Origin of the sequence: Janthinobacterium psychrotolerans, assembly GCF_001677885.1 — a bacterium.
Taxonomy (GTDB): domain Bacteria; phylum Pseudomonadota; class Gammaproteobacteria; order Burkholderiales; family Burkholderiaceae_D; genus Janthinobacterium; species Janthinobacterium psychrotolerans.
The window spans coordinates 249154-273566 of sequence record NZ_LOCQ01000056.1 but is presented as its reverse complement, the minus strand read 5'-3'; the positions used below and the strand labels follow the sequence as shown (position 1 = coordinate 273566).

General features: G+C 64.4%; 22 protein-coding genes and 2 pseudogenes. 11 read left to right on the top strand and 13 right to left on the bottom strand.

From position 1 onward, the window contains the following. The coding region (locus tag ASR47_RS15335) for an Ig-like domain-containing protein (protein ID WP_150127819.1) at positions 1-5614 on the bottom strand (5614 nt) is incomplete at its 3' end. 517 nt (positions 5615-6131) lie between these two features. Here ASR47_RS15335 and ASR47_RS28165 point away from each other — a divergent pair. Continuing rightward, a complete protein-coding gene (locus ASR47_RS28165) occupies positions 6132-6266 on the top strand; it encodes a hypothetical protein (RefSeq protein WP_281218442.1) in 135 nt (44 codons plus the stop codon). Further along, a complete protein-coding gene (locus ASR47_RS15330; protein WP_065308642.1) occupies positions 6253-8370 on the top strand; it encodes an HlyD family efflux transporter periplasmic adaptor subunit in 2118 nt (705 codons plus the stop codon). The genes ASR47_RS28165 and ASR47_RS15330 overlap by 14 nt, the downstream gene beginning before the upstream one ends. Before the next feature lie 26 nt (positions 8371-8396). Here ASR47_RS15330 and ASR47_RS15325 read toward each other — a convergent pair whose 3' ends face one another. Both ASR47_RS15325 and ASR47_RS15320 read right to left on the bottom strand, forming a co-directional pair. Beyond that, on the bottom strand, positions 8397-9776 hold the full coding sequence (locus tag ASR47_RS15325) for a diguanylate cyclase domain-containing protein (protein ID WP_082988952.1): 1380 nt from the start codon (positions 9774-9776) through the stop codon (positions 8397-8399). 195 nt (positions 9777-9971) lie between these two features. Then, a complete protein-coding gene (locus tag ASR47_RS15320; RefSeq protein ID WP_065308640.1) occupies positions 9972-11336 on the bottom strand; it encodes an amino acid permease in 1365 nt (454 codons plus the stop codon). A gap of 118 nt (positions 11337-11454) precedes the next feature. Between ASR47_RS15320 and ASR47_RS15315 the strand changes: the two genes are divergently transcribed. The 3 genes from ASR47_RS15315 to ASR47_RS15305 all read left to right on the top strand — a co-directional run bounded on the left by ASR47_RS15315 (position 11455) and on the right by ASR47_RS15305 (position 13501). Then, positions 11455-12162 (top strand): GntR family transcriptional regulator, encoded by a 708-nt coding sequence (locus ASR47_RS15315; protein ID WP_065308669.1) that lies wholly within the window; start codon positions 11455-11457, stop codon positions 12160-12162. Then, positions 12155-12898 (top strand): SDR family NAD(P)-dependent oxidoreductase, encoded by a 744-nt coding sequence (locus ASR47_RS15310; protein ID WP_065308639.1) that lies wholly within the window; start codon positions 12155-12157, stop codon positions 12896-12898. Before ASR47_RS15315 ends, ASR47_RS15310 begins: the two co-directional genes overlap by 8 nt. 138 nt (positions 12899-13036) lie before the next feature. After that, positions 13037-13501, top strand: a complete 465-nt coding sequence (locus tag ASR47_RS15305; protein ID WP_065308638.1) for a hypothetical protein — start codon at positions 13037-13039, stop codon at positions 13499-13501. Between the two features lie 89 nt (positions 13502-13590). On the opposite strand, the gene ASR47_RS28265 is transcribed toward ASR47_RS15305, so the two are convergent. Beyond that, positions 13591-13755, bottom strand: coding sequence for a heme-binding protein (locus tag ASR47_RS28265; protein WP_342670543.1), 165 nt, complete (start codon positions 13753-13755; stop codon positions 13591-13593). Positions 13756-13900: 145 nt separating this feature from the next. Then, positions 13901-14065, bottom strand: a pseudogene (locus ASR47_RS28370) (heme-degrading domain-containing protein); the annotation flags it as partial. Positions 14066-14142: 77 nt separating this feature from the next. Here ASR47_RS28370 and alkB point away from each other — a divergent pair. The 4 genes from alkB to ASR47_RS27435 all read left to right on the top strand — a co-directional run bounded on the left by alkB (position 14143) and on the right by ASR47_RS27435 (position 17952). After that, positions 14143-14805 (top strand): DNA oxidative demethylase AlkB, encoded by a 663-nt coding sequence (gene alkB / locus ASR47_RS15295; protein WP_065308637.1) that lies wholly within the window; start codon positions 14143-14145, stop codon positions 14803-14805. A gap of 74 nt (positions 14806-14879) precedes the next feature. Continuing rightward, positions 14880-15056 carry a hypothetical protein gene (locus tag ASR47_RS27440; protein WP_171898953.1) on the top strand — a complete coding sequence of 59 codons (177 nt, stop codon included), beginning with the start codon at positions 14880-14882 and terminating at the stop codon, positions 15054-15056. Positions 15057-15200: 144 nt separating this feature from the next. Beyond that, a complete protein-coding gene (locus ASR47_RS15290; protein ID WP_065308636.1) occupies positions 15201-17672 on the top strand; it encodes a penicillin-binding protein 1A in 2472 nt (823 codons plus the stop codon). Positions 17673-17778: 106 nt separating this feature from the next. Next, complete coding sequence (locus ASR47_RS27435; RefSeq protein WP_171898952.1) at positions 17779-17952, top strand: hypothetical protein; 174 nt, start codon at positions 17779-17781, stop codon at positions 17950-17952. 124 nt (positions 17953-18076) lie between these two features. Here ASR47_RS27435 and ASR47_RS15285 read toward each other — a convergent pair whose 3' ends face one another. Further along, complete coding sequence (locus ASR47_RS15285; protein WP_065308635.1) at positions 18077-18316, bottom strand: hypothetical protein; 240 nt, start codon at positions 18314-18316, stop codon at positions 18077-18079. Positions 18317-18646: 330 nt separating this feature from the next. Between ASR47_RS15285 and ASR47_RS15280 the strand changes: the two genes are divergently transcribed. Together ASR47_RS15280 and ASR47_RS15275 are read left to right on the top strand one after the other, a co-directional pair. Beyond that, positions 18647-19273, top strand: a complete 627-nt coding sequence (locus ASR47_RS15280) for an RNA polymerase sigma factor (RefSeq protein ID WP_065308634.1) — start codon at positions 18647-18649, stop codon at positions 19271-19273. An 8-nt stretch (positions 19274-19281) separates the two neighbouring features. Beyond that, positions 19282-19548 (top strand): hypothetical protein, encoded by a 267-nt coding sequence (locus tag ASR47_RS15275; RefSeq protein WP_065308633.1) that lies wholly within the window; start codon positions 19282-19284, stop codon positions 19546-19548. A gap of 14 nt (positions 19549-19562) precedes the next feature. On the opposite strand, the gene ASR47_RS15270 is transcribed toward ASR47_RS15275, so the two are convergent. The 7 genes and pseudogenes from ASR47_RS15270 to ASR47_RS15240 all read right to left on the bottom strand — a co-directional run bounded on the left by ASR47_RS15270 (position 19563) and on the right by ASR47_RS15240 (position 24264). Further along, positions 19563-20567, bottom strand: a complete 1005-nt coding sequence (locus tag ASR47_RS15270) for an SDR family oxidoreductase (protein ID WP_065308632.1) — start codon at positions 20565-20567, stop codon at positions 19563-19565. Positions 20568-20667: 100 nt separating this feature from the next. Then, a complete protein-coding gene (locus tag ASR47_RS15265) occupies positions 20668-21303 on the bottom strand; it encodes a M17 family peptidase N-terminal domain-containing protein (protein ID WP_065308631.1) in 636 nt (211 codons plus the stop codon). Between the two features lie 93 nt (positions 21304-21396). Further along, positions 21397-22185, bottom strand: a pseudogene (locus ASR47_RS15260) (IS1595 family transposase); the annotation flags it as partial. Positions 22186-22225: 40 nt separating this feature from the next. Continuing rightward, positions 22226-22939: a hypothetical protein gene (locus tag ASR47_RS15255; protein WP_082988950.1), complete on the bottom strand. Its 714-nt coding sequence runs from the start codon at positions 22937-22939 to the stop codon at positions 22226-22228. Then, entirely contained in the window at positions 22936-23502 is a 567-nt protein-coding gene (locus ASR47_RS15250; RefSeq protein WP_065308628.1) for a hypothetical protein, read from the bottom strand. Before ASR47_RS15250 ends, ASR47_RS15255 begins: the two co-directional genes overlap by 4 nt. Positions 23503-23580: 78 nt before the next feature. After that, the gene (locus ASR47_RS15245; protein WP_065308627.1) at positions 23581-23868 is read right to left on the bottom strand and encodes a putative quinol monooxygenase; all 288 of its coding nucleotides are present in this window, start codon (positions 23866-23868) and stop codon (positions 23581-23583) included. Positions 23869-23943: 75 nt separating this feature from the next. Continuing rightward, complete coding sequence (locus tag ASR47_RS15240) at positions 23944-24264, bottom strand: GNAT family N-acetyltransferase (protein WP_065308626.1); 321 nt, start codon at positions 24262-24264, stop codon at positions 23944-23946. Positions 24265-24413 lie beyond the last annotated feature (149 nt).

Genomic DNA, 24413 nt, shown 5'->3' with positions numbered 1-24413 from the left:
TGATGATGGACAGCGCAGCGCTGGCGGCGCTGGTGTTGCCGGCAGCATCTACCGCCTTGACTGTCAAGCTGTGCGCGCCGGTGGCCAATGCGCTGCTGGTGATGCTCCACACGCCGCCGGTGGCAACGGCTGTGCCGAGCACGGTGGTGCCGTCGGTATCGTACAAGGTGACCAGGCTGCCCGCTTCGGCGGTGCCGGTGAAGGTTGGCGTAGTGATGCGGGTGACGCCGTCGGTGTTCGAGGCGCCGCTGTCGGACGCAAGCGCCAATGCTGGCGCGTTTGGTGCTGCGGGGGCGGTGGCGTCAATGGTGATCGCCAGTGCCGGCGAGGCGACGCTGGTGTTGCCGGCAGCATCTACCGCCTTGACTGTCAAGCTGTGCGCGCCGGAGGCCAGTGCGCTGCTGGTGATGCTCCACACGCCGCCGGTGGCAACTGCCGTTCCCAGCACGGTGGTGCCGTCGGTATCGTACAGGGTGACCAGACTGCCCGCTTCGGCGCTGCCGGTGACGGTAGGCGTGGTGACGCTGGTGACGCCGTCGGTGTTGGAGGCGCCGCTGTCGGACGCAAGCGCCAATACCGGCGCGTCTGGTGCTGCCGGTCCGGTGGCATCAATGATGATGGACAGCGCAGCGCTGGCGGCGCTGGTGTTGCCGGCAGCATCTACCGCCTTGACTGTCAAGCTGTGCGCGCCGGTGGCCAATGCGCTGCTGGTGATGCTCCACACGCCGCCGGTGGCAACTGCCGTGCCGAGCACGGTGGTGCCGTCGGTATCGTACAAGGTGACCGTGCTGCCCGCTTCGGCGGTGCCGGTGAAGGTAGGCGTGGTGACGCTGGTGACGCCGTCGGTGTTCGAGGCGCCGCTGTCGGACGCAAGCGCCAATGCTGGCGCGTTTGGTGCTGCGGGGGCGGTGGCGTCAATGGTGATCGCCAGTGCCGGCGAGGCGACGCTGGTGTTGCCGGCAGCATCCACTGCCTTGACACTCAAGCTGTGCGCGCCGGTGGCCAGCGCGCTGCTGGTGATGCTCCACACGCCGCCGGTGGCGACTGCTGTGCCGAGCACGGTAGTGCCGTCGGTATCGTACAGGGTGACCAGACTGCCCGCTTCGGCGGTGCCGGTGATGACCGGCGTGGTGATGCGGGTGACGCCGTCGTTGTTCAAGGCGCCGCTGTCGGAAGCAAGCGCCAATACCGGGGCGTTTGGTGCTGCCGGTGCTGTGGTGTCGAGCGTGATGGCAAGCGCGCCGCCGGCGCTGCCGACATTGCCGGCCGCATCGGTGACGCGGGCGGTGAGGGGCTTGCCGCCATCGGCGCCGAGGTCGCCGGCCGTCACGACCAGGTCGACGTAGCCGTTGCTGATGTCCTGCGTGGTCAAGGTGGCGCGCGCGGGCGTGCCCAGGGCATTCCCGGACAGCAGCAGTTCGGCCCGGTCGCCCGCCACGGCACTGGTGCCCGCCAGACTCAGGCGCACGGTGGGATTTGTGATGCGGGTGAGGTGGTCGATGTTTGAGGTGCCGCTGTCGGACCCGGCCGCCAATGCCAGCGGGCTGGTCGGTGTGCCGGGCGCGCGGGTGTCGATGGTAATGGCCAGCACGCTGGAGGCGGCGCTGGTGTTGCCCACCAGGTCGAACGCCTTGGCCGTCAGGGTGTGGGCCCCCTCGGCCAGTGCGACGGTGGGGGTAATGCTCCAGGTGCCGCCGGTGGCGGTAGCCGTGCCCAACACGGTGCTGCCGTCGCTGTCGTACAGGGTGACGATGCTGTTGGCTGGCGCGGTGCCGGTGACGGTGGGCATGGTGATGCTGGTGATGCCGTCCACGCTTGACACGCCGCTGTCGGAGCTTGGGGCCAGCGCCAGCCCGGTGGGCGCCACGCCGACGGTGGCGATGGTAATTTGCAGCGCGCTCGACACCACACTGGTGTTGCCGGCGGCATCGGTCGCTTTTACCGTCAGGTTGTGGACGCCGTCGGCCAGGGTGCTGCTGGGGATGGACCAGGCGCCGCTGCCGTTGGCGGTGGTGGTGCCCAGCACGGTGGTGCCGTCGCTGTCGTACACGGTGATGGTCGAGAGATTTTCCGCCGAGCCACTGATGGTGGGCGTGGTAATGCTGGTGATGCGGTCCGAATTCGAGCTGCCGCTGTCGCTGGCGGTGTCGAGGGTGGGCGCGGTCGGCTGGGCCGGCGCGCTGGTATCGATGGTGATCGCCAGGGTGGCGGAGGCAAGGCTGATGTTGCCGGCCGCGTCGGTCGAACGGGCTCTCAACTGGTGGGCGCCGTCGGCCAGCGTGCTGCTGGTGATGCTCCAGGCGCCGCTGCCATCTGCCAGCGCCGTGCCCAGCACGGTGGAACCGTCGGAGTCGTACAAGCTGACGGTGCTGCCCGCCACGGCCGTGCCGGTGATGGTCGGGGTGGTCACGTTGGTGTTGCGGTCCGAGTTCGACCGGCCGCTGTCGGAGGCGCTGCTCAGCGCGGGCACGCCGGGTGTCGCGTTGACGGTGGTGTCGAGCGTGAAGCTCAGCGCGCCGCCGGCGGAGCCGGTGTTGCCGGCTGCGTCGGTCAGGCGCGCGGTGATCGCCTTCACGCCGTCGCTGCCCAGGTTGCCGCTGGTGATGGCGACGTCGATGTAGCCGTTGCTGACATCGGTGGCGCTGACGGTGCCGCGTACCGGGGTGGACATGGCGGCGCCGCCCAGCAGCAGCTCGATGGTGTCATTGGCCACCGCGTTGGTGCCGGTCAGCGACACGCGCATGACCGGCGTGCTGACATTGGTGATGCCGTCGGCGTTGGAGCTGCCGCTGTCGGAGCCGGCAGTCATCGCGATGGCGGCAGGCGCGCCCGGCGCGGTGGTGTCGAGCACGATGGTGGCGGCGCCGCCGGCCGTGCCGATGTTGCCGGCCACGTCGGTGACGCGGGCGGTGACGGTCTTGCTGCCGTCGCTGCCGAGCGTATTGCTGCCCAGGCTCAGGTCGATCGTGCCGCGGGTGATGTCGCTGGCGCTCAGCGTTGCCAGTACCGGTGTGCCCAGCGCGGCGCCGCCCAGCAGCAGCTCGATGGTGTCGCCGGCCACCGCGTTGGTGCCGGCCAGGCTCACCTGGAACGACGGACTGGTGTTGCTGGTGCGCCCGTCGGTGGCCGAGCTGCCGCTGTCGGTGGCGGCGGTGAGCACCAGTGCCGTGGTGGGGGCGCCTGGCGCGCTGGTGTCGAGCGTGAAGCTGACGCTGCCGCCAGCCGTGCCGACATTGCCGGCCACGTCGGTCACACGGGCGGTGATGGTCTTGCTGCCATCGACGCCCAGCGTGCCACTGGTAATGGTCACGTCGATATAGCCGTTGCTGATATCGGTGCCGGTCACCGTCGCGGTCGCCGGGGTGGACAGCGCGGCGCCGCCCAGCAGCAGCTCGGCCTTGTCGCCCGCCACCGCGTTGGTGCCGGTCAGGCTGACCCGGATGGTTGGATTGGTGGTCCTGGTGAGGCGGTCCGCATTGGAGCTGCCGCTGTCGGAACCGGAGAGCAGCGCGCTGGCGTTGGTCGGCGTGCCGGGCGTGGTCTTGTCGATGACGACCGACAGGCCGGCGCTGCGGGCGCTGCTGATACCGCCGGTGGCCGAGGTGACGATCGCATAGGCGGTGTAGGCGCCATCGGCCAGGCCCGTGGTAGAGAGGTTGCTGACGCTCCAGCTGCCATTGCCGACGGTGGCCGATGCGGTGGCTTCGCCGTTGTCGAAGCTGCCATTGCTGTTTGCATCGAGGAACACCTTGACGGTGCTGGTGGTATCGTCGGCGCCGCTGGTGCCGGAGAAGGTCAGGCTGCCGGCGTTGGTGCGATTGTCGCCCTGGTTGCTGCCGCTGTCGGTGCCGGCCGACAGGTCGGGCGTGCCGGGGGTGGTTGGCGTGACGTTGACGGTGATGATGCGGGTGGTGGTGCTGGTGCCGTCGCTCACCTTGACGGCGAACGTATCGGTGCCGACATAGCCTGCAACCGGGGTATATGTGATGCTTCCGAGCGGGGTGATGTCGGTGCCGCCCGAACTGCCTTGCTGGAAGCTCTGGCTCACTGTGCCGTGTTGGGCGTTGACGGAGTTATCCAAAGACCAGGTCAGGGTTTGGCCGCTGTCGGTGTCGCTGACATGGAACAGGTCGTTGGCAGTGAGGGACACGCCGTTCTGCGGCGCGCTCAGCGTGGTGGTGGCGCCGACAAAGGTGGGAGCGACGTTGGCCGCGACCGCAGCGATATTACTCATCTTCATTGACTCGAAGTTGATTTCGGTGCCGAAGCCGCCTTGCTTGCCGAGCGTGGCGTTGAGCACCAGACTGGCCGTGATCGTCACCGACGCGACGCCGTTGACCGACCACTCGTTGCCGTTATTGAGCAGCGTGCTCAGCTTGGTAATCGCGGTGCCCATGGTCGGCGTGGTGCCGTTGGCGATCTTGTAGGCCGAGCCGATGGTATTGCCATTGACATCCTTGAGCAGGACTTCGAGCTGGTCGAAATAGCGCAGGTGCAAGCCGCCGGGGTCGGTAACACTCAACGAGAAGTCATTGAAGGTGAAGGTTTTCGCCACTGTCGTGCCTTCGGCCTTGAACACGGCGGTGATGACGGAACCGTCGCTATTGGCATTGGTGTCGTTGGCATACAGCTGGGTGCCGACCTTGGACAGGAAGCTGCTGACCAGCAGTTTGTCGTTGAGCTTCTTGAAGCCGACGTTGGCGCCGGTCAGGGGGGCGCTCAGGGTGCCGCCAAAATCGTAGTCGCCGTTGGCCGTGCCGTTGCCGGTAAGGAGCAAACCGTCATAGTCGGCCATGGCGCGCTCGCCCAGGGCCTTGTCGGCCTCGATGGCGCCGGTATGTTTTTCCAGCGTCCAGTTGCCGCCCAACGCGGCGGCGCCGGTGGCGTCGGTGGACGCGGCGACGTCGGCACCGGTCAACGCGGCCAGCCGGTTGACGAAGTGGTCACCGGTGGGGGTATTGGCGACGTTGCAGCCAAACAACAAAATATCGCCGCCAGCGCGCAGCGCGCCGCCCCAGCCGGCCAGTGCCGCCTGGTAGGTCTCGATATTGCTGTCGGCCAGGGTTGTCGAGCCCAGCAGCATCCGGCCGTTGTTGCCTTCCGACAGAATCTGGATGCTGTCGAGGCCGTGGCGGCCCTTGAGGGCGTCGGCGATTTGCTGCACGCCGTCGCTGTTCTTGTCGAGCATGATCACTTCGGTGCCGGGCTTGAGCCCGGCCAGCAGGGCGGCCGGGTTGGCCACCGAGGCATCGACGAAGACGATGGTATTGACCGCCGCAGCAGTATCAGCACCAGTATCAGCAGCAGTGGCGGCCGGTTCCGCAGGCGCGCGTTCCGGCGCCGGGGACGAGGCCGGCGGCCGCTCGCTGGCCTGAACAGCAGCCGCAGCAGCGGCGGGCGCGCGCGCCGCATCGACCGGCAGGCCGGCGACCGCTTTGTGCATCAGCCCGGCAGCGGCGTCGTGCGGCTCGGCCAGCGCGGCGGCGGCGCCGTCGAAGACGATGCGGGTTTCCAGCGCCAGCAAGCTGCGCGATGGCCGCAACCGCGCGGAGCCGGGGCGGGCAGGCATAGCGGCAGGGGGGGCGGCTGGTTTGCTGTCGTCGTATCGGGTCATCGCAGTTTCCTTGATGTCGCGCCGCTGCCAGGATACCCGGTCGTGTCGCCGCAAGATATGGATGTCAAAAAAGGTAATACCAGAAATACGGTGCAATTTCAAAATAGTAATTATCACCAAATATCACAACCCAAAAATTGCGTGCTGCTTTTTGGTATTTATTGTAGCTGCTGTAAAGCAATATTAGACGGCCTCGGCATTATATTTTGTGACGTTGTTTCTTTCTTGACGACACTACTCGATAAGCGGGAGAATAATGTCTCGCGCACGCATCAGATTCTCTGTATCTGCCTGTAATATTGATAAGTGAAGAGAATATAATGTGGACATTTCATAATGATGAATATTGCCCGGTTTGTCATGCCATTCGCCCCCGCGCCTGCCGCAGTGCTGTTACGTCCGGGTGCGCCCTCGGACCAGGATTTTTTCGATGCACTGAACCTTTTCACCTGCAACGACTTGCAGGCTCTGGCCGCCGATTCCGCGCTGCGGCCCCACGGTCGCCCCGCTGATAGACATGCAGCAAAAAGCCCATGCCGCGTCCTGCCAGGCCAGCTTTCCCGGCGCCGCTTGCCTGGTGATCGAACATGCCGGTGCCAGCCGCCTGTACCGGCGGCTGGGTTTTGCGGTCGTCTCCGATGACGGACTTTGACCCCGCGCTGGAACTGCTCGGCCCCTTGCGCGAAGACCTGGCCCTGCAGCCGGCACCGCCCGGCCTGGACGGCGCGCCGCACTGGCACGTGTACGACGCCGTGCGCAACCGGTTTTTCCGTCTCGGCTGGCTGGAATTCGAATTGCTCTCGCGCTGGCGCGGCGGCATGCGGGCCGGCGAGTTGTGCACGGCGGTGGCGCGCGAAACCGCGCTGGCGCCAGCGACCGAGGATGTGCTCGATGTGCAGCGTTTCCTGCAAATGAATGAATTGCTGCGCACCGACCACCCGCACCTGCGCCATCAACTGCACCAGGTGGCGGCCGCGCGCCAGCCCAAGCTGCTGACCTGGCTGCTGCACCACTACCTGTTTTTCCGCGTGCCGCTGGTGCGGCCCGATGGCTTTCTCGACCGTACCAGCGCTTGGGTGCTGCCGCTGTTCCGGCCGGCGTTTTTCATCGCCTGCGGCCTGTTGTCGCTGCTGGGCGTGTGGCGCGTGCTCGACCAGTGGTCGGCCTTTTCCAGCACCTTTCTGTACTTTTTTTCGTGGCAGGGCGCCCTGTACTACGGGCTGGCGCTGGTGCTGGCCAAGGTGCTGCATGAGCTTGCCCATGCCTATACCTGCAAATATTATGGCGTGCGGGTGCCGGCCATGGGGGTGGCGTTGATGATGATGTGGCCGCTGTTGTACACCGATACGTCGGAGGCCTGGAAGCTGACTTCGCGCCGCGCCCGCCTGGCCATCGGCGCCGCCGGGGTGTTGGCCGAGCTGATGCTGGCCGGGCTGGCGGCCTTGCTGTGGAGCCTGGCGCCGGACGGCGGCTTCAAGAGCGCCATGTATGTCCTGGCCGCCGTGACCTGGGTCAGCACGCTGGCCATCAATCTCAATCCCTTCATGCGCTTCGACGGCTATTACCTGCTGATGGACCTGCTCGATGTGCCCAATTTGTCCGAGCGCAGCTTTGCGATTGCCCGCTGGCGGCTGCGCAGCACGGTGCTTGGGGTGCAATCATCATTTCCCGAGCCACAATTGGCGGCCCGCGCGCGGGGTCTCACGCTGTATGCCTACGCTACCTGGCTGTACCGGTTGATCATGTTTACGGGCATCGCCGCAGCCGTGTATTTTTTCTTCTTTAAAATGCTGGGAGTGATTTTGTTTGCAGTGGAAATTGGCTGGTTCGTGCTGCGTCCGATGTGCAATGAATTGCGCGCGTGGTGGCAATTGCGGGCGCGCTGGTCCGGCAAGGCCCTGCGCAGCGGCCTGCTGCTGCTCGGCTTGCTGGTGGTACTGGCCCTGCCATGGCGCTCGGATGTGGTGGCCGACGGTTATTGGCTCGCTGGCAAGCATGGCCAGCTGTTTCCGCCCATGGCGGCTCGCGTCGAACAGGTGCTGGCCACCGAGGGACAGCAGGTCAAGGCGGGCCAGCCCTTGTTCGTGCTGACCGCACCGGCGGTCGACAGCCAAATGCTGCAGTTGCAAAGCCGCATCGACGGCCTGGTGCGTCAGATTAACGGCGCCATCGACAACCCCGGCCTGTACGAACGCTCGCGCGTGCTGGAACAGGAGCTGGCGGCAGCCCGGGCGGAATACAGCGCGCAAAGCGCGGAGTCTGGGCGCCTGACCGTGGCGGCGCCACATGACGGGGCAGTGCGCGATCTCGATACCGGCCTGTATCCCGGCGCCTGGGTCGGGCGCGGCCATGTGCTGGGCAGGGTGGTTGATGGCAGCGCCGCGCTGGCGCAGGTGTTCGTGCATGAATCCGATATTGCGCGCGTCCGCCAGGGGGCACATGCGCGCCTGATCGAGCGCCGCAATGATGGCGTGGCGATGGACGCGACCGTGATCGGCATCGACAGCACCGCCAGCCGCGCCTTGCCCGAAGCGATGTTGTCTTCGTTGCATGGCGGGCCGATCGCCGCGCGTGCCGGCAGGCAGGGCGAGTCGCTGGCGAACGAGGCTGTTTACCGCGTGACGTTACGGCTCGATCTTGGCGGCGTGGACAGCATGGCGCCCGTGGCCGCGCATATCGACGGCGATCGCAGCAGCATATTGTGGCGCGCCGCGCGCAAGGCGGCAGGGGTGCTGGTGCGCGAGAGCGGCTTGTAAGGGGGGGGGGGCGCCGGCTTGCCGTATCAGCCTGGGTCGGCGTCGGCACCGGCCGTCTGGGTGCCGCGCCGATGGCGCACTTCGCCGCTGCCTGAGAGGCCAGCCAGCTTCGCCTTGGCCGCATACATGGCCTGGTCGGCATGGCGCAACAGCTGCTGCGTGCTGGCGCCGTGTTCGGGATAGTGCGCGCAGCCGATGCTGGCGGTGGTGCGCAGGCAGAGCCCGTTATCGAGCGCGAAGCCGAGCGCCAGCGCCGCGTGGATTTTCTGCTCGACCAGCAAGACGTCGCTGCCCTGTGCATTGTTTTCCAGCAGCACCACGAATTCGTCGCCGCCCAGGCGCGCCAGGGTGTCGCTCTCGCGCAGGCATTGTTTCAGCCGTTTGGCCACCGCCTGCAGCAGCAGGTCGCCACGGGCATGGCCGTGCTCGTCATTGACCCGCTTGAAGCCGTTGAGGTCCAGGAACAGCAGCGACAGCCGTTCCTGCTTGCGCTGGGCGCGCGCAAAGGCGGTTTGCAGGCGGTCGTGGAACAGGCGGCGGTTCGGCAGGCCGGTCAGTTCGTCGTGCATGGCCATGAACTGCATGTGGGCGTGCAGCTGCTTGCGTTCGATGACGGTGGCGATCTGCTTGGCAACGAACTGCAGCAGCTCCTGGTCCTGTTCCGTGTAGCTGCCGGCATCGCTGCCGCCATGCAGCAACAGCGCGCCGAGGGTGCGCCGCGCCGTGGTCAACGGCACGGCCAGCCAGTGTTCGTGGCCGTTCCCGGGACCGGTACCGGTCCCTGGGCCGAGCCGTAGTGGCTGGCCAGTGGACAGCACCTCGTCGGCCAGCAGTCGGGCCAGGTCGCACGGTGGGGCGGTCTGCTGTTCATCGGCACGCGACGCGAACTCTTCCGGCTGGCCATGCTGGTCCAGCAAAGTCATGTACAAGCCGGCCGCTGGCAGCAGTTCGCCGAGGATCTGGTGGATGTGGCGAAACAAGGTCGCAAGGTCTTCGGAGGCATGGGCCGCTTCGGAAATCGCATATAGCGCCGCCTGCTTTTGCCGTGCCTGCTTCAACACGGTGATGTCGCGCGCCACCGCCACGCGCAACTGGTCGGCTTCGGACCAGCGGGCCGACCACATGATATGCACCAGGCTGCCATCCTTGCGGATGTAGCGGTTTTCGAAATGCGTCTGGGCGTGGCCATCCATGATGGCGCGCGCCGCATCCAAGGTGCGCTGGCGGTCGGCCGGTGCCACCAGGTCGAGCATCACCATGCCGATCATTTCGCGCTGGGCGTAGCCAAAGATGCGTTCACAGGCGGCGCTGACAAACACGAAGCGCCCGTCCGCATCGACCATGCAGATGGCATCTAACAGCAAATCGGCGAAGCTGGCCATCGGGGCGCGAATGAGGGGGTTCATCAGCGCATTCTAATGGACATTTCGTCTCCGCACAGAAAATGTTCATTGTGAAAATAATTGAAATATTTATATTTTCATAGCGACTTAATCTTCAGACGCAGCTGAACCAGGAACAGAAGGCGCAGCAGCGCACGCAGATGCTGTCGGCGCTGAACGACGATGTGTTCCTGACGGCGACAGCGGGCAGATGAGGTTTCAGACCCTGGCGCGGCGTTGCCTGATGGCATAGCCGATGCCAAGCACGCCCAGCCACACGGGAATCAGGTACACCGACAGCCGCAGCCCTGGCGTGAAAAACATGATCACCAGGATGCCGGCCAAAAACGCCAGGCACAGGTAGTTGGTCAGCGGGTAGCCCAGGCTCTGGAACAGGGTGGTCTGGCCTTCGATTTTCTTCTGCGCGCGAAAGCGCAAATGAATCCAGCTGATCATGGCCCAGTTGATGATCAGCGCCGAGACCACCAGACCCATCAGCATCTCAAACGCTTCGCCGGGCATGAAGTAATTGACGGCCACGCAGATGCCGGTCGCCAGCGCCGATACGCCCAGGGCGACCAGCGGCACGCCGCGGCGGTTCAGGTGCAGCAGCGCGCGCGGCGCATTGCCCTGTTTTGCCAGGCCGAACAGCATGCGCGTGTTGCAGTACACGCCGCTGTTGTAGACCGACAGGGCGGCCGTCAGCACCACCACGTTCAGGGCCGTGGCCACCAGGTTGCTGTCGAGCGCATGAAAGATCAGCACGAACGGGCTGCCGCCGGTGACCACGTTCTGCCACGGGTACAGCGACAATAAAATGCCCAGCGCGCCGATGTAAAAGATCAGGATGCGGTAGATGGCCTGGTTGGTGGCGCGCGGAATGGTGGTTTGGGGATCGTCCGCTTCGGCCGCCGTGATGCCCACCAGTTCCAGGCCGCCGAACGAGAACATGATCACGGCCATCGCCATCACCAGTCCCTGCCAGCCGTTCGGAAAGAAGCCGCCGTGCTGCCACAGGTTGGCCACCGAGGCCTGCGGACCGGCGTCGCCGGAGGCCAGCAGGTAGGCGCCAAACACGATCATGCCGATAATGGCCACTACCTTGATCAGCGCGAACCAGAATTCCATTTCGCCGAAGGCCTTCACGTTCAACAGGCTGATGGCGTTGATGGCGCAGAAGAACACCAGCGCCGAGACCCAGGTCGGCACGTCCGGCCACCAGTACTGAACATAAATGCCGACGGCCGTCAGTTCGGCCATGCTGACGAGCACATACAGCACCCAGTAATTCCAGCCCGATAAAAAGCCGGGCAGGTGACCGCAGTATTTGTCGGCAAAGTAGCTGAACGAGCCCGCCACCGGTTCGTCGACCACCATTTCGCCCAGCTGGCGCATGATCAGAAAGGCGATCACGCCGGCGATGCCGTAGCCGAGCAGCACCGACGGCCCGGCCATCTTGATGGTTTGCGCGATGCCCAGGAACAGGCCGGTACCGATCGCGCCACCCAGGGCGATCAACTGGATATGCCGGCTTTTCAGCCCGCGCTTGAGTTCCGTCGTTTCAGTGCCGTTCACTACCGTCATCTTGTTTTATCCTGTTTTCATGGGGGGGCCAAGGCCAGTGATTCTAATGCATGAAAGGCAGGAACAGCAGGGTAAAACAGATTGATGTATGATGCATCATAAATTGAATGAGGATGGCATGGCATATCAGCTCGATCAACTGGCGCACGCCAACCTGGGCAAATCGGTACATGCGCGCCTGCGCGAGGCGCTGGCGGCGGGGCGCTTCCGGCCCAACGACCGGCTGCGCATCCGCGACCTGGCCATGCAGCTCGGCACCAGCGTCACCCCCGTGCGCGACGCCATGCTGCAGCTGGTGCAGGAAGAGGCGCTGGTGCTGCGCTCGCCGCGCGACTTTCGTGTGCCGGTGCTGAGCGAGGCGCGCTACCTGGAAATTCGCGCGCTGCGTGTGGAACTCGAAGGCCTGGGCGCGGCGATGGCGGCGCGCAATATCGACGCCGCCGGCCTGGCGCGGCTGGAACAGCTGTTGCAGGCCAATGAAGCGGCGATCGCGCGCCAGGACCTAGCCGGCGCCCTGCAGTGCAACCAGGCCTTCCACCTGGGGCTGGCGCAGGCGTCCGGCATGCCGACATTAAAACGCTTTGTCGAGCATCTGTGGATGCAGATCGCGCCGCTGATCGCCGCCGGCTATGCGGCCTTTACACCCACCATGCGGGTCGGCCACCACCGCGCCATCCTCGACGCGCTGCAGGCACACGACGGCGCGGCTGCCCGCCAGGCGATACAGAGCGACATCCTCGACGGCGGTACGCAGCTGCTGGCCTATGTGCGGCAGATGGCGCAAACCGTCGCGCAATCCACAACAGAAAAGGAGCAAGATGACTGACGCCGAACAGAAAACCGCCATCGTCACCGGCGCCAGCCGCGGCATCGGCCACGCCGTCGCCGAGCGTTTCCGCAGCCTGGGCTGGCGCGTGATCACCGTCTCGCGCAGCCCGATACCGCTCGGTTGTCCGCGCAGCGCCGAGCACAATACGCACTTCTGCATGGACTTGTCGGACCTGAGCCAGATCGGCCAGATGGTCGACATGCTGCGCCCGATGCTGCCCGACGGCAAGCTGCACGCGCTGGTCAACAATGCCGGCGTGTCGCCGAAAGGGCCGGGCGGCTCGCGCGTCAATTCGCTGACCACCGACATGCAGACCTGGCAGGCGATGTACAACACCAATTTTTTCGCGCCGCTGGCGCTGACGCGCGGCTTTGCCCAGGAACTGTCGAACGCGCGCGGCGCGGTGGTCAACCTGTGCTCGATCGCCGGCTACCGCGTGCACCCGTTCGCCGGTTCGGCCTACGCCAGTTCCAAGGCGGCGCTGGCGTCATTGACGCGCGAAATGGCCAACGACATGGCGCCGATGAACGTGCGCGTCAATGCGATTGCGCCCGGCGAAATCGACACGGCGATCCTGTCGCCAGGCACCTCGCACATCGTCGACACGCAGATCCCGCTGCGCCGCCTGGGCACCACGGCCGAAGTGGCCGACCTGGTGGAGTTTTTGTGCAGCGAGCGCGCCTCGTATATCACGGGCGCCGAGATACCCATCGATGGCGGGCAGCGGATCTGATCAGTGCGTGCCTGGCTTGCCTGTTGCTCGTAGCTGGCGACACGAAATCGCCGCCTCCATACAATAACAATGGTAGATGACGAGGCCGCCATTGCCGCCCTCGGTTACGCACCTTCCACTGACTCAGGAGTTAACAAGATGACTATTCGCAGCCTGCTCTCTTCCATGCTGATCGGCGCCGTTGCCAGCGCGCGCTCGATGACGCCGATGGCCACCATCGCCGCCGCGCGCCTGGCCGGGCGCCATACGACCGGCCAGCTGGTGCTGCTCGACCGTCCCGTGTTGAAGGCCGGCGCGCTGCTGATGGGCGCCGCGGAATTGTATGGCGACAAGATGAAGACGGCGCCGGACCGCACCGTGTTCCTGGGCCTGCTGGCGCGCGTGATGAGCGCCGGTATCGCCGGTGCGGCGCTGGCGCCCGAGGGACGCGAAAAGACCGGCGCGGCGGTCGCCGTCGCCACCGCCGTGCCACTGGCCTACCTCACACTGGCCGGACGCAAGCAGGCCATGGCGCGCATCGGCCAGACCAGGAGCGGCCTGATCGAAGATGCGCTGATCGTGGCGGCCGGCGTGGCGATCGTGGCGCTGTCGACCAGGAAGTAGACGCGTCGCCTGGAGAAACATGATCTTTTCTTCCGCGGCACCCGACGCGCTATCGTTCAAGAACCGTGACGGCGCCACCAATTTTCCCGTCAGTGCGCGTCCAGCTGCGCCTGCAAGGCAGCCACCACCAGCGCATGGTCGTCCGCCTGCGCCAGGCCCGACACGGTGACCGTGCCGACCATGCCTACGCCACGGATAATCAGCGGAAAGGCGCCGCCGTGGCCCGCGTATTGCAGGGTATCCAGGTAGGCCACCTCTTCGAACGTGCTGCCCTTGTTTTTTGTACGAAATCCCCATCGCGTACGAACTGCGCGCAAAGCGCTGCACGGTATTGTTCTTGCGCCGTATCCAGTCGGCCTGGTCGATGGTCGCGCCGCTCATGGCGTAATGGAACAGCACCTGGCCGTTGCGCGTGATATTGACGGTGACGGCCTTGCCACGCTTGCGCACTTCCTCGACGATCCACAGGCCGACGGCCAGCGCGGTGTCGCTGTCGAAGCGGTCGAACTGCAGGGTTGCTTCCTGTTGCGCCAGGGTGTTGAGCAAATCGGCGTAGTGATCCATGTCAGCTCGTGTCGAGTGGTAGTAAACGCTACTGTAACCGACGCCACGCCTTTTTTCACGGCGCGCTAGAATAGGGCATGAACCTGTCCCTGTTTGACGACGACGATTTCGCCGCCATCGGCCCCGTGCCGCTGGTGCCGGGCAGCACGGGCTCGACGCTGTTGCGCGGTTTTGCCTTGTCCAGGGTGGCGCCATTGCTCGCCGCCCTGGACGCCATCGTGCAGGCGGCGCCGCTGCGCCATATGGCCACGCCAGGCGGCTTGCGCATGTCGGTGGCGATGAGCAATTGCGGCCAGCTGGGCTGGGTCACCGATACGCGCGGCTACCGCTATGTGCGGCAGGACCCGGACGGCAGCGCGCCGTGGCCGCCCATGCCGCCGGTGTTCCTGGAGCTGGCGCGCGAGGCGGCCGCGGCCGCTGGCTACCCTGGTTTCATGCCCGACGCCTGCCTGCTCAACCGCTATGTGCCCGGCGCGCGCATGGCGCTGCACCAGGACAAGGACGAGTGCGATTTCACGGCGCCCATCGTCTCGGTCTCGCTGGGCCTGCCTGCCACTTTCCTGTTCGGCGGCGCGCTGCGCGCAGACCGCGCCGCGCGCATCGTGCTGCTGCATGGCGACGTGGTGGTGTGGGGCGGCCCTGACCGGCTGCGCTACCACGGCGTGGCGCCGCTGAAGGACGGCCAGCATGCTGTGCTCGGTGCGCAGCGCATCAACCTGACGTTTCGCAAGGCTGCCTAGTTGTCGGCCAGAAAAACCTGCGATTATTCCATTTCCGTCTACACTGGTTTGCATGCAAACGAAGGAGAACCATCATGCCGCACGGCCAACCGGAGCTGGACGAAGTGGAAGACGAGGTGGAAGCGGACGTGGAGCGCGAACGGCGCGAACATGATTTGCTCGACGAGGAAAAAATGGGCATGGGAGAACTCGAGGAAGAGCGCATGAAACCGCAACGCTCGCCTGCGGACAGCCAGGAAGACCGCGACTGACGCGCGTAGCCATCACCACGCGGTTGCCAGCCATGCGGCCGGCCGGTTTGCCATGGAGGTTTTCCACCTGTAAATTCCGCCAGCCTGTGCCTGCGTTCTATATACTTGCCGAAACGGATCATCCGGCAACAAACAAGGGCAAGCATGGAGCAGTTACGGGCAAAGGCAAAACAATGGGCGGCGCGCGGCAAGGATATGGCGGCGCGCCTGGGCCGGCATGGCGGAGCTCGCCTGGCGACCCTGTACCGGCGCGGCCACGCCCACCTGATGACCTTGCCACCGGGACGGCGTGCCGCGGTGATGGCGCTGTGGTCCTTCCTGGCCTTGCTGGCGCTGCTGGTGGCGTATCTGCTGCTGCTGATACCGCTCACGCCCAGCATCCACGACCTGCGCCAGGCGCGCACGGCCGCGCCCAGCACCATGGTGGCGGCCGGTGGCGAAGAGCTGGCCCGCTTCGACCAGGGGCTGCAGGAACGGGTGACCTTGCAGCAGATCTCGCCCAATGTGGTCAGCGCGCTCATTGCCACCGAAGACCACCGCTTTTATGAGCACCACGGCGTCGACTTCAAACGCCTGGCCGGCGCCATCGTCCACAGCCTGTCCGGCGACCCGCAGGGTGGCTCGACGATTACCCAGCAACTGGCGCGCAATATGTTTCCGGCGGAAATAGGCCGCTCGCGCAACCTGAACCGCAAGCTCAAGGAGCTGGTCACGGCGCTGAAAATCGAGGCCACCTACAGCAAGACGGAAATCCTCGAAGCCTACCTGAACACGGTGCCTTTCCTGTACAACACCTTCGGCATCGAAATGGCGGCCCGCACCTATTTCGACAAGCCGGCCGCGCGGCTCGATATCCTGGAAAGCGCGACCCTGGTCGGCATGCTCAAGGGCACGAACTACTACAATCCGGTCGGCAACCCTGAGCGCTCGCTGCAGCGCCGCAACGTGGTGCTGGGCCAGATGCGCAAGCACGAGGTGATCGACGAGAAGCGCTACAGGCAACTGCTCAAGCGGCCTTTGCGCCTGCATTTCGAGCGTCAGAGCGAACGCGCGCAGACCGACAGCCATTTCACGGCCTATGTGCGCAAATGGCTGATCGACTGGGCCGATGAAAACGACTACAACCTCGAACTCGATGGCCTGATCGTGCACACCACGCTCGACAGCGACCTGCAGCAGGCGGCCGAGCGCGCCGTCGAACGCCAGGCCAATGCCTTGCAGGCGATTGCCGACGTGGAATGGAGCCGCGCCGGCGTGCCGTCGTCGACCTCGACCGGCATGTACGCCTCGATGCAGTCCGGCAGCGTGCCGTTCGACTATTTCTGGAAATCGCATCCGGCCCTGGTCGACGCCTTCGTCAAGGAATCCAGCGACTACCGCAAGCTGGTGGCGGCCGGCGGCACGGCCGGCATCACGGCCGAGCAGGCGCTGGCGCAACTGAAGGGCGACCGCGCCTTCATGGCCGCCTTGCGCAAGTCGAAGACGCGCTTGCAGGCCGGTTTCGTGGCGATGGATCCGGCCACCGGCGCCCTGCGCGCCTGGGTCGGCAGCCGCGACTTTGCGCGCGAACAGTTCGACCATGTGGCGCAGGCCGCGCGCCAGCCCGGCTCCACCTTCAAGCCCATCGTGTATGGCGCGGCGCTGGAAAAGGGCCTCAGTCCCGAGCACGTATACCGCGATGCGGTGATGGACATCAAGGCGGCCGACGGCAGCAAATGGCGCCCGACCGACATGAGCGGCACCACCGGGCGCGAGATGACCATGCGCGACGGCCTGGTGTATTCCAAGAACACGATCACGGCGCAGGTGATGCAGGACGTCGGCTTGCCGCCGATTATCAAGCTGGCGCGCGCGCTGGGGGTGCGTGACAGCAAGCTCGCGGCCGTGCCCTCGCTGGCGCTCGGCACCAGCCCGGTCACCTTGCTGGAAATGGTCAACGCCTACGCCAGCATCGCCGCCCAGGGCCAGGCGCGCACGCCGTATGTGGTCACCCATATCACCGACCGCGACGGCAAGGTCATCGCGCGCTTCGACCAGGCCAGGCCGGTGCAGGCCATGAAGGTCGAATCGGCCGACACCCTGACCGACATGATGCGCGGCGTGATCGACCGTGGCACGGGCACGGCCATTCGCAACCGTTTCGGCATCCGCTCCGACGTGGCCGGCAAGAGCGGCACCACGCAGAACAATGCCGACGGCTGGTTCATCATGATGCACCCGCAGCTGGTGGGCGGCGCCTGGGTCGGTTTCAACGACGCGCGCGTCACCATGCGCAGCAACTACTGGGGCCAGGGCGGCCACAATGCCGTGCTGGTGGTGGGCGACTTCTTCAAGACCGCGCTCGACACCGGCAAGCTGGCGCGCGACGCCATCTTTCTAGGGGGCAAGCCACCGCCGCCAGCGCGCCGTATCGAAGCGATGGAGCCGGAAAACGAGCCGGTCGAAGCGGGCGGCGACATGCAACAGGCCGGCGCGCCGCCGGCGCCGCTGGCCATGCCGGCCGAGGAAAGCGGTGGCCAGGAATCGAATGGCCGCGCCGTGCCGCAGGAACCGGCGGCGCCACCGGCGCCCCCTTCAGCGCCGGCGCCGGCATTGCCACCGGCACCGCAAGGCTGAGCATGACGATCGCCCTGCGCCACGGCGCCGTCGTCACCGAGATCGGCATCGATGTGGTGCTGCATTCATTGCTGTCGACGGTGGCGGTGTGGCTGGAAGGCGGCGAATGGGGATCGCGGTCCCGCTCATCATGGTCAAGCTGGCCAACTACCACATCATCAATACCGGCCAGTGCCTGCTGGACGAGTTGTCCGACTGCGTTCGCGCTCTGGCGCAGGCGGGCGGGGTGCTGGAAATGATGACGCTTGAGGGCGTGGAACCGTTTTATTACGTGCTCTGAGGGAGGAGGCCATCACCTTCAACCAAGGCGGTGTGATCATCCGCTGTGGCGGATTGATTTGCCTGTGACCTCGCACCCGGTCATTTGTGCGCAGCACTGCTACGACTCCACTTGAACCGGGCCGCTACCACTTGGGCTGGCGCGACCAGCGCAGCGCATTGGCGAGCCTGACGCTCACTGTCTGGCTGCTTCCGGTTTCATACTCCAGCCACAGCACCCCGTCTTCGACAATCACCCAGGCATCGACGATCAAGGTATCGAACGGCGCCGTGCTGTCCCTGATATCAATTTTCAGCCGCCCGGACTCAGTGTCGATAGCACGCACCACGCGCGTTGTACGTTGCGTAAATTCAATAATATACATGGAACGGATATTTCTTCATTTGATCAGCCTGGTATGTTTTTAATATTACTACATAAAATTTTTTTGTCACGCATGCGGCCATAAGTAATTTGCAATTTTTTTTATAAGGAAATTTTTTTAAGGAAACATATATTTAATTTTGAAAAGTAAAATTTCTTTTATTTGTAGATAAATTGCGCGAGGCTTAATTTGTCTTGCTGGTTGCAGTTGTATAAAAATCTGTTTGCATTATTTTATGTTGATATGTATCAATAGTCTCCATCATGTAGAGAGAAGAGCGATTTCTTGCTGATAGGATACGAGCTCTGCCTTTATGTTCGTGGAGTAAAAATGCTTTACGATAATGAAAATTTCTTGGTGGAAAATGCCAGGGCAGGCAACAAGGAGGCTTTCGAGGCCCTGTATCTGCGCTATCGAAAAAAAGTGTGTCAGCTGATTCGGCGCCATGTCAACAATCAGCAGGATATTGACGACCTGATACAGATAATATTTTTCAAGGCGTATCAAGGATTAAAAAATTTCCGAGGCGAATCAATGTTTTTTACCTGGCTCTTTTCAATTACCATGAATTGCATAAAACTTCACCACAAGAAAATGTTGAGTGATGGTTTTTGTATTTGTCGCTCGATGCAGGACCTTGGTGGTCCGCCATTCAACCTCGAAGCGCGCGATGCGGAAGATCCCGAATCCATTTATATCGCCATGCAGCAGGAAATGGAAATCATCGATGTCATCAGTCGATTCCCGCCATTTTTAAGAGAGATCTTCGTGCTGCGGGAAAGTGAAGGCTGCAGCTATGCTGAAATCGCCGTGAAAATGGAATGCCCGGTGGGAACCGTCAAGAGCCGCCTTCACCGTGCCAGGGAGTCCATCATGAAAATAATCGAAAAAGATGAATTCGGCAGCAGGGTTCGGCAGTTGAATGGGCGACAACGCGGGAAGGCGCGAGACGAGTGAGTTGGCCTATGAAAAACAATAATACGATGCCCAGCCTGCAGGAGGCTGAACCTGAAAAGCAGAGACGGACAAATGCCCTGATGGCGCAGAAAATAGATGTCGCGATTATTTTCCAGGAGATGCTGGGAACGTTCGCTGCGGCCACATACCTGAACGAGCAGCAAGTGCCGCTGGACATCGCCCTGCGCGTGCTGGTTCATGCGCGCAGATACAGTCCTTCGCCGCCAAAGATGATCGGCGGCGCCGAGCTGGCCTGCCCATCGCGGTCCGGCTGAACATGGCAGGAACATCAGGGCCCGCCATTGCCGCCGACAGCGCCATATACCTGGCCTGTCGCATAGCTCGACTCTCCCGACGCCAGCAGCACATACACGCCCGCCAGTTCCGCTGGCTGGCCGGGCCGGGCCATCGGCGTGTCCTTGCCGAAGGCCGGCAGCTTGTCGGGCGGCTGGCCGCCGGTCACTTGCAGCGGGGTCCAGAACGGGCCGGGCGCGACGGCGTTGACGCGGATGCCCTGGCTGGCCAGTTGCTTGGCCAGGCCCTTGGTGAAAATCATGATGGCGCCCTTGGTGGCGGCATAATCGAGCAGGTTTTCGCTGGGGTCGTAGGCGTTGACGGACGAGGTGTTGATGATGGCCGAGCCCGGTTTCATCAGGGGGATGGCCGCCCTGGTGATCCAGAACATCGCATAGACATTGGTCTTGAAGGTCTCGTCGAAGTGGGCGGTGGTCATGTCCACGATGGACTGCGCCGAGAACTGCCGCGCCGCGTTGTTGACCAGGATGTCGAGGCCACCGAGCGCGCGCGCCGCTTCGGCTACCAGTTTCTGGCAAAACGCTTCGTCCCTGATGTCGCCGGGGATGGTGACGGCCTTGCGGCCGGCGGCGCGTATCAGCTGCGCCACTTCGCGCGCGTCCTGCTCCTCGGCCGGCAGGTAGTTGATGGCCACGTCGGCGCCTTCGCGCGCATAGGCAATCGCGGCCGCCCGGCCGATGCCCGAGTCGCCGCCGGTAATCAGTGCGCGCCGGCCCGTCAGGCGTGCGGAGCCCTGGTAACTGGTTTCGCCGTGGTCGGGGCGCGGATTCATCTTGCTTGTCAGGCCGGGCCAGGGCTGTTGCTGGATGGCGAACGGCGGCTGTGGATATTGCGTCACGGGGTCGGGCGGCAGGCCGGCGGTGCGGCTGGCCTGGGCGGTGCCTGACTGCGACATTGCCGGTGCGACGACCGAGGCAAGGGCGCCGCCGGCAGCGGCGCCGACGAAATGGCGGCGCGCGCGGTTGGTGTTGTCATCCATGGTATGACCCTTCTCGAAAGCGTGGACGAAGTCGTCCGGATCAAGAATCGGTCACGCGGCGCCGGGCCACTGTTCGATAACTCACATGTCAGTGATTTTGCTATTTGTCATCATGCAGCTTGGCAAATGCGGTGGCGAACGCCAGGGCGGCCGACTCGACCCGTGCCGCGCCCACGTCAAACGTGCAATGGCGCAGCACGGGGGCGGTCGCCAGGCCGGTGTCGGCCAGCAGCATGTCGGCTGACAGCGCGCCGAGCATGCCGTCGAGCATGACTTCCGGCATGTTCAGCGCGGCGTTGTCGGTATGCCCCGCGTCAAGCACGCTGGGCGCAAACGCCATCGAGCGCGCGCCGTGGCGGATCGCCTCGCGCATGGCCACGCGGGTGGCGCGGCGCAGCACGTCGGAGGTGAGTTCGCCAGGGTCGCCCAGGCCGATCACCAGCACCGCGCGCGGCGCCAGGGCGGCCGAGGGTGCGGTGATCAGCAACGTTTCCATGGCCTGGGCGCGAAAGGTGCCACTGGCGCGCAGCCGCATCAGCCGGCCGCCCAGGGCCTGGTCCAGCGCCAGCAGCCCGCCGGCGATCGGCGCGCCGCCCACTTCGTGTTCGAACATGCAGGCCACGCTCAGGTCGACATCGGCCATGGCCGGGCCCCAGGCCACCACGTCGAAGGTGACGCCGTGGGCGATGCCGATCGGGTGGCGCGCGGGGTGCTGGCTGGGCGGATTGGTGGTCATGGCGGTGCTTTCTTGCAGAAGATGGATCTGTCATCCTGGCGCTTTGCGGCGCCGCGCGCACCTGCCAGAAGGCAGGCTGGCGTTTTTGCAAGGCTATGTCACCATCAAATGTGGGAACGTGCCCACAGTGGCCCTGAGCAAGCTTTCGGGGGACAATATTCTTTTGGCGTCGAGTATCCAGCGCCAGCCCAGGTAGTTGGGCAGGTAGCGCGTGGCCACGCCATGAAACGCACGCAGCCAGCCGCGCAGCCGGCTGTGATAGGCGTTGACATTCTGCACATGCACGGTGCCGCGCACGCGGATGCCGGCGCGCAGGTTGACCGCCGCATGTTCGATGCCGATTTCCCTGGCAAACACGGGATAGGCCGGATGGCCATCGCTGACCAATAAAATGTCACGGTCGATCACCGGCGGCAGGCAGGCGTGCAGTGTGGCCTTGGTCAGCTGGCCCAGGCCGACGACGAAATCGATGGTTTGGCCGGTGCGGTCGCGCGCCACCAGCACGCACACCTGCTCGTTGGAGATGCCACGCTGGCTGGCGCGGCCACCGCGCTGGCGTGCCGGCCGCGTCATGTGTCTTGAACCTTTTTGCGACTCCAGCAGATACATGTCGTCGGCCTCGGTGATGCCGTGCAGGCAGCGTGGCCGGTCAGTCTTGGCCAGCGCCAGAAACCGGTGGCGCCAGCGAAAACTGGTGTTGCGATGGATGCTTACCTGGCTGGCGGCCTTGCGTACCGAAAACGAGTTGAGCAGACAGTCGGCATAGGCCAGCCAGCGTTCCTTGTGGTGCAGGTGCGCCAGCGGCGTGCCGCTCAAGGCGTTGAAGGTTTTGCGGCAGGGCACGCAGCGATAGCGCTGCAGGCCATGGACCTGGATTTCACGGCGTTCCCACCGTTTTCGCTGAGATAGCCTTTTGCAATGTTTAAACCGTACTGCGCATCAGCCCCGCGTGGCGCACGAAGACCTGCATCGCCGGCATGGTCTGTTGGTGCAGCGCTTCTAGCTCGTTTTCGAGCGCCGGCGTGACCACCAGGGCGCCGTCCGCCCGCTTGCGCACGGGCAGGCCCAGCGCCTGCGCCATCTCCACAGGATAATTCGTGAAGTCGCCGTAGGGCCGCTTGCCGTCGACCGACGGCGTGGGCCAATAGCCTTCGCTCAGGTAGTCGCCCGCTTCCAGTCCCAGCATTTCCATGGTGATCCACGATTGCCGGCGCAGCAGCAGCTGATGGCGTTCGCCAAACGCAAAGCTGGTCTTGCCGAGCGCATAGCTGCCCGGTTTGAGCCTGGCCATCTGCATGAAGTCGGGCAGCAGCTGCGCCGCTTCGATCAGGCGCTGCGCGGCCAGCGCAGCGTCCTTGACGGCGGTCGCCTGCATGGCCAGCGCCAGCGTGTCGCCCTTGCCCAGCGGCTGCCCCGGGTGCAGCATCGGCGCGCCGCTTTCCACCGGCGACCAGCCGATATTGAACCGGCGTATCAGGGCCAGGTGCTGCACATTGAGCACCCTGGGCGCTGGCTGCGCGATGGCGGCCAGGATGCGCGTGCGCACGGCGCCGCTCAAGCCGGTGTCGGCCGCGCGCACCAGCGCGGGTGAGCAGAGCAGGGCGCCAGCCAGGCGCAGCAACTGGCGCCGCATCATGGTTTGACGGCGGCTTGCTGCTGGAATTCGATGCGGTTCTCCTTGTAGTCCCATTTGTTGTAGGGGCCGAAGACGCGGCGGTTTTCCTTGCTGTCGGCATTGCTCTGCTCGCGCTTCATGCGCCGTACCAGGGCGGGATCGGTCAATGGCGCGGTGGTGGCGGCGAACATGTCGTGGCGCACGCTGGCCCTGGCGTCGGCGCCGCGCGAAATAATGGTCAGCTTGCGCGAGGCCGGGTCGAAATACAGGCGCATGGCGAAGGTATTCATGTCCTGCAGGTACAGGCCGTCGTCGCGCCACTGGGCGTAGAAATAATCGCCGCAGACGGCCTTCGGTTCGCGTTTCCATTCGCATGACAGCACGATCATCAAATGCTTGTCATCGAGCTGCTTGATGGCGATGCGGCCCTTGGAGTAGCCCCAGGTGCTGGCCGGCACGGTGGACGACGAAGCCAGATTGTAGTCGCCCACCAGATCGGGCATGGGCGCTTGCGCCGAGGCGCCAAGGGTGAAGGTCAGTGCGGCAAGGGCTGCGGTGGCGCGTAGGGCAGAAATAGTGATCATGGCAAGTATCGAGAAAAGTTGCCACATTCTATATGGCAACCTTTCCGCGGGCGCGCGCGATTGATGCTGGCGCCAGATTCAGGCCAGTTTGCTCAGTTCGGCCACATCAATATTGACGACCTTGTCGCCGACAGCGGCTACCAGCGCCTTGAAGTGGGGCGTCGTTTCATGTGCGCGCAAGGCGGCCTCGTTGGCCCATTCTTCCAGCATGATGAAGCGGGTGGGGATTTTATTGTCCAGGTGCAGCTCATAGCGCAAACAGGTGCTCTCGGCGCGGCTGGGCGGCACCACCGCTTCCAGCGCGGCGCGCACGGCGGCGATATGGTCGGCTTTGGCATCGATGGTGGCGACGGCGATCAGGGTCATGGTATTCCTTGTGTGAGGGCGGGCGGCAAGAGCTTAGCGCATCTGGCGCCTTTCTGCCCGCTGATTGAAACGGCGTCAGGCAAGCTCGATGATGGCCAGCATGTCATTGCCATCGGCGTCCAGCCCTGTTTCCACGAACCCCACGCTGGTGTAGAACTGTTTCGCGTTGGCATTGCCCGCCTTGTAGCAAATTTCGATGCTGCGCACGTCCGGGTGGGCACGGATTTGCGCCAGCGCCAGGGCAAGGGCGGCCCCGCCGTGGCCCTGACCCTGGCGGCGGTGGTCGATCATGAAGCGCCAGACCTGGCAGTGGCCGGGCGGATCGTCGTCGTCCGGCGAGACAAACATCAGGAAGCCGATCACCTCCTCATGGCAATACACGGCGCGCGTATGCATGGTGGCGGGATAGAAGCTGGCGTGGGCGATGTTGTGGCTTTAGCTGGTGGCTGCTCCGGGAACAGCGGGCTGCGGACGCGCACTGAGAAAAACAATGCACAAGCGTGTGACACGACGGGATAGAAAATGCCATAATGCAATTAAACATG

Excerpts from the sequence above, each read along its gene's own strand:
- ASR47_RS15290 (WP_065308636.1), top strand. The coding sequence starts at position 15,201 with ATGGAGCAGTTACGGGCAAAGGCAAAACAATGGGCGGCGCGCGGCAAG.
- ASR47_RS15310 (WP_065308639.1), top strand. The coding sequence starts at position 12,155 with ATGACTGACGCCGAACAGAAAACCGCCATCGTCACCGGCGCCAGCCGC.
- ASR47_RS15305 (WP_065308638.1), top strand. The coding sequence starts at position 13,037 with ATGACTATTCGCAGCCTGCTCTCTTCCATGCTGATCGGCGCCGTTGCC.
- ASR47_RS27440 (WP_171898953.1), top strand. The coding sequence starts at position 14,880 with ATGCCGCACGGCCAACCGGAGCTGGACGAAGTGGAAGACGAGGTGGAA.
- ASR47_RS15285 (WP_065308635.1), bottom strand. The coding sequence starts at position 18,316 with ATGTATATTATTGAATTTACGCAACGTACAACGCGCGTGGTGCGTGCT.
- ASR47_RS15240 (WP_065308626.1), bottom strand. The coding sequence starts at position 24,264 with ATGCATACGCGCGCCGTGTATTGCCATGAGGAGGTGATCGGCTTCCTG.
- ASR47_RS15320 (WP_065308640.1), bottom strand. The coding sequence starts at position 11,336 with ATGACGGTAGTGAACGGCACTGAAACGACGGAACTCAAGCGCGGGCTG.
- alkB (WP_065308637.1), top strand. The coding sequence starts at position 14,143 with ATGAACCTGTCCCTGTTTGACGACGACGATTTCGCCGCCATCGGCCCC.
- ASR47_RS15325 (WP_082988952.1), bottom strand. The coding sequence starts at position 9,776 with ATGAACCCCCTCATTCGCGCCCCGATGGCCAGCTTCGCCGATTTGCTG.
- ASR47_RS15275 (WP_065308633.1), top strand. The coding sequence starts at position 19,282 with ATGAAAAACAATAATACGATGCCCAGCCTGCAGGAGGCTGAACCTGAA.
- ASR47_RS15270 (WP_065308632.1), bottom strand. The coding sequence starts at position 20,567 with ATGGATGACAACACCAACCGCGCGCGCCGCCATTTCGTCGGCGCCGCT.
- ASR47_RS27435 (WP_171898952.1), top strand. The coding sequence starts at position 17,779 with ATGGGGATCGCGGTCCCGCTCATCATGGTCAAGCTGGCCAACTACCAC.
- ASR47_RS15250 (WP_065308628.1), bottom strand. The coding sequence starts at position 23,502 with ATGATCACTATTTCTGCCCTACGCGCCACCGCAGCCCTTGCCGCACTG.
- ASR47_RS15280 (WP_065308634.1), top strand. The coding sequence starts at position 18,647 with ATGCTTTACGATAATGAAAATTTCTTGGTGGAAAATGCCAGGGCAGGC.
- ASR47_RS15245 (WP_065308627.1), bottom strand. The coding sequence starts at position 23,868 with ATGACCCTGATCGCCGTCGCCACCATCGATGCCAAAGCCGACCATATC.
- ASR47_RS15255 (WP_082988950.1), bottom strand. The coding sequence starts at position 22,939 with ATGATGCGGCGCCAGTTGCTGCGCCTGGCTGGCGCCCTGCTCTGCTCA.
- ASR47_RS15265 (WP_065308631.1), bottom strand. The coding sequence starts at position 21,303 with ATGACCACCAATCCGCCCAGCCAGCACCCCGCGCGCCACCCGATCGGC.
- ASR47_RS15330 (WP_065308642.1), top strand. The coding sequence starts at position 6,253 with ATGACGGACTTTGACCCCGCGCTGGAACTGCTCGGCCCCTTGCGCGAA.
- ASR47_RS15315 (WP_065308669.1), top strand. The coding sequence starts at position 11,455 with ATGGCATATCAGCTCGATCAACTGGCGCACGCCAACCTGGGCAAATCG.
- ASR47_RS28165 (WP_281218442.1), top strand. The coding sequence starts at position 6,132 with ATGCAGCAAAAAGCCCATGCCGCGTCCTGCCAGGCCAGCTTTCCCGGC.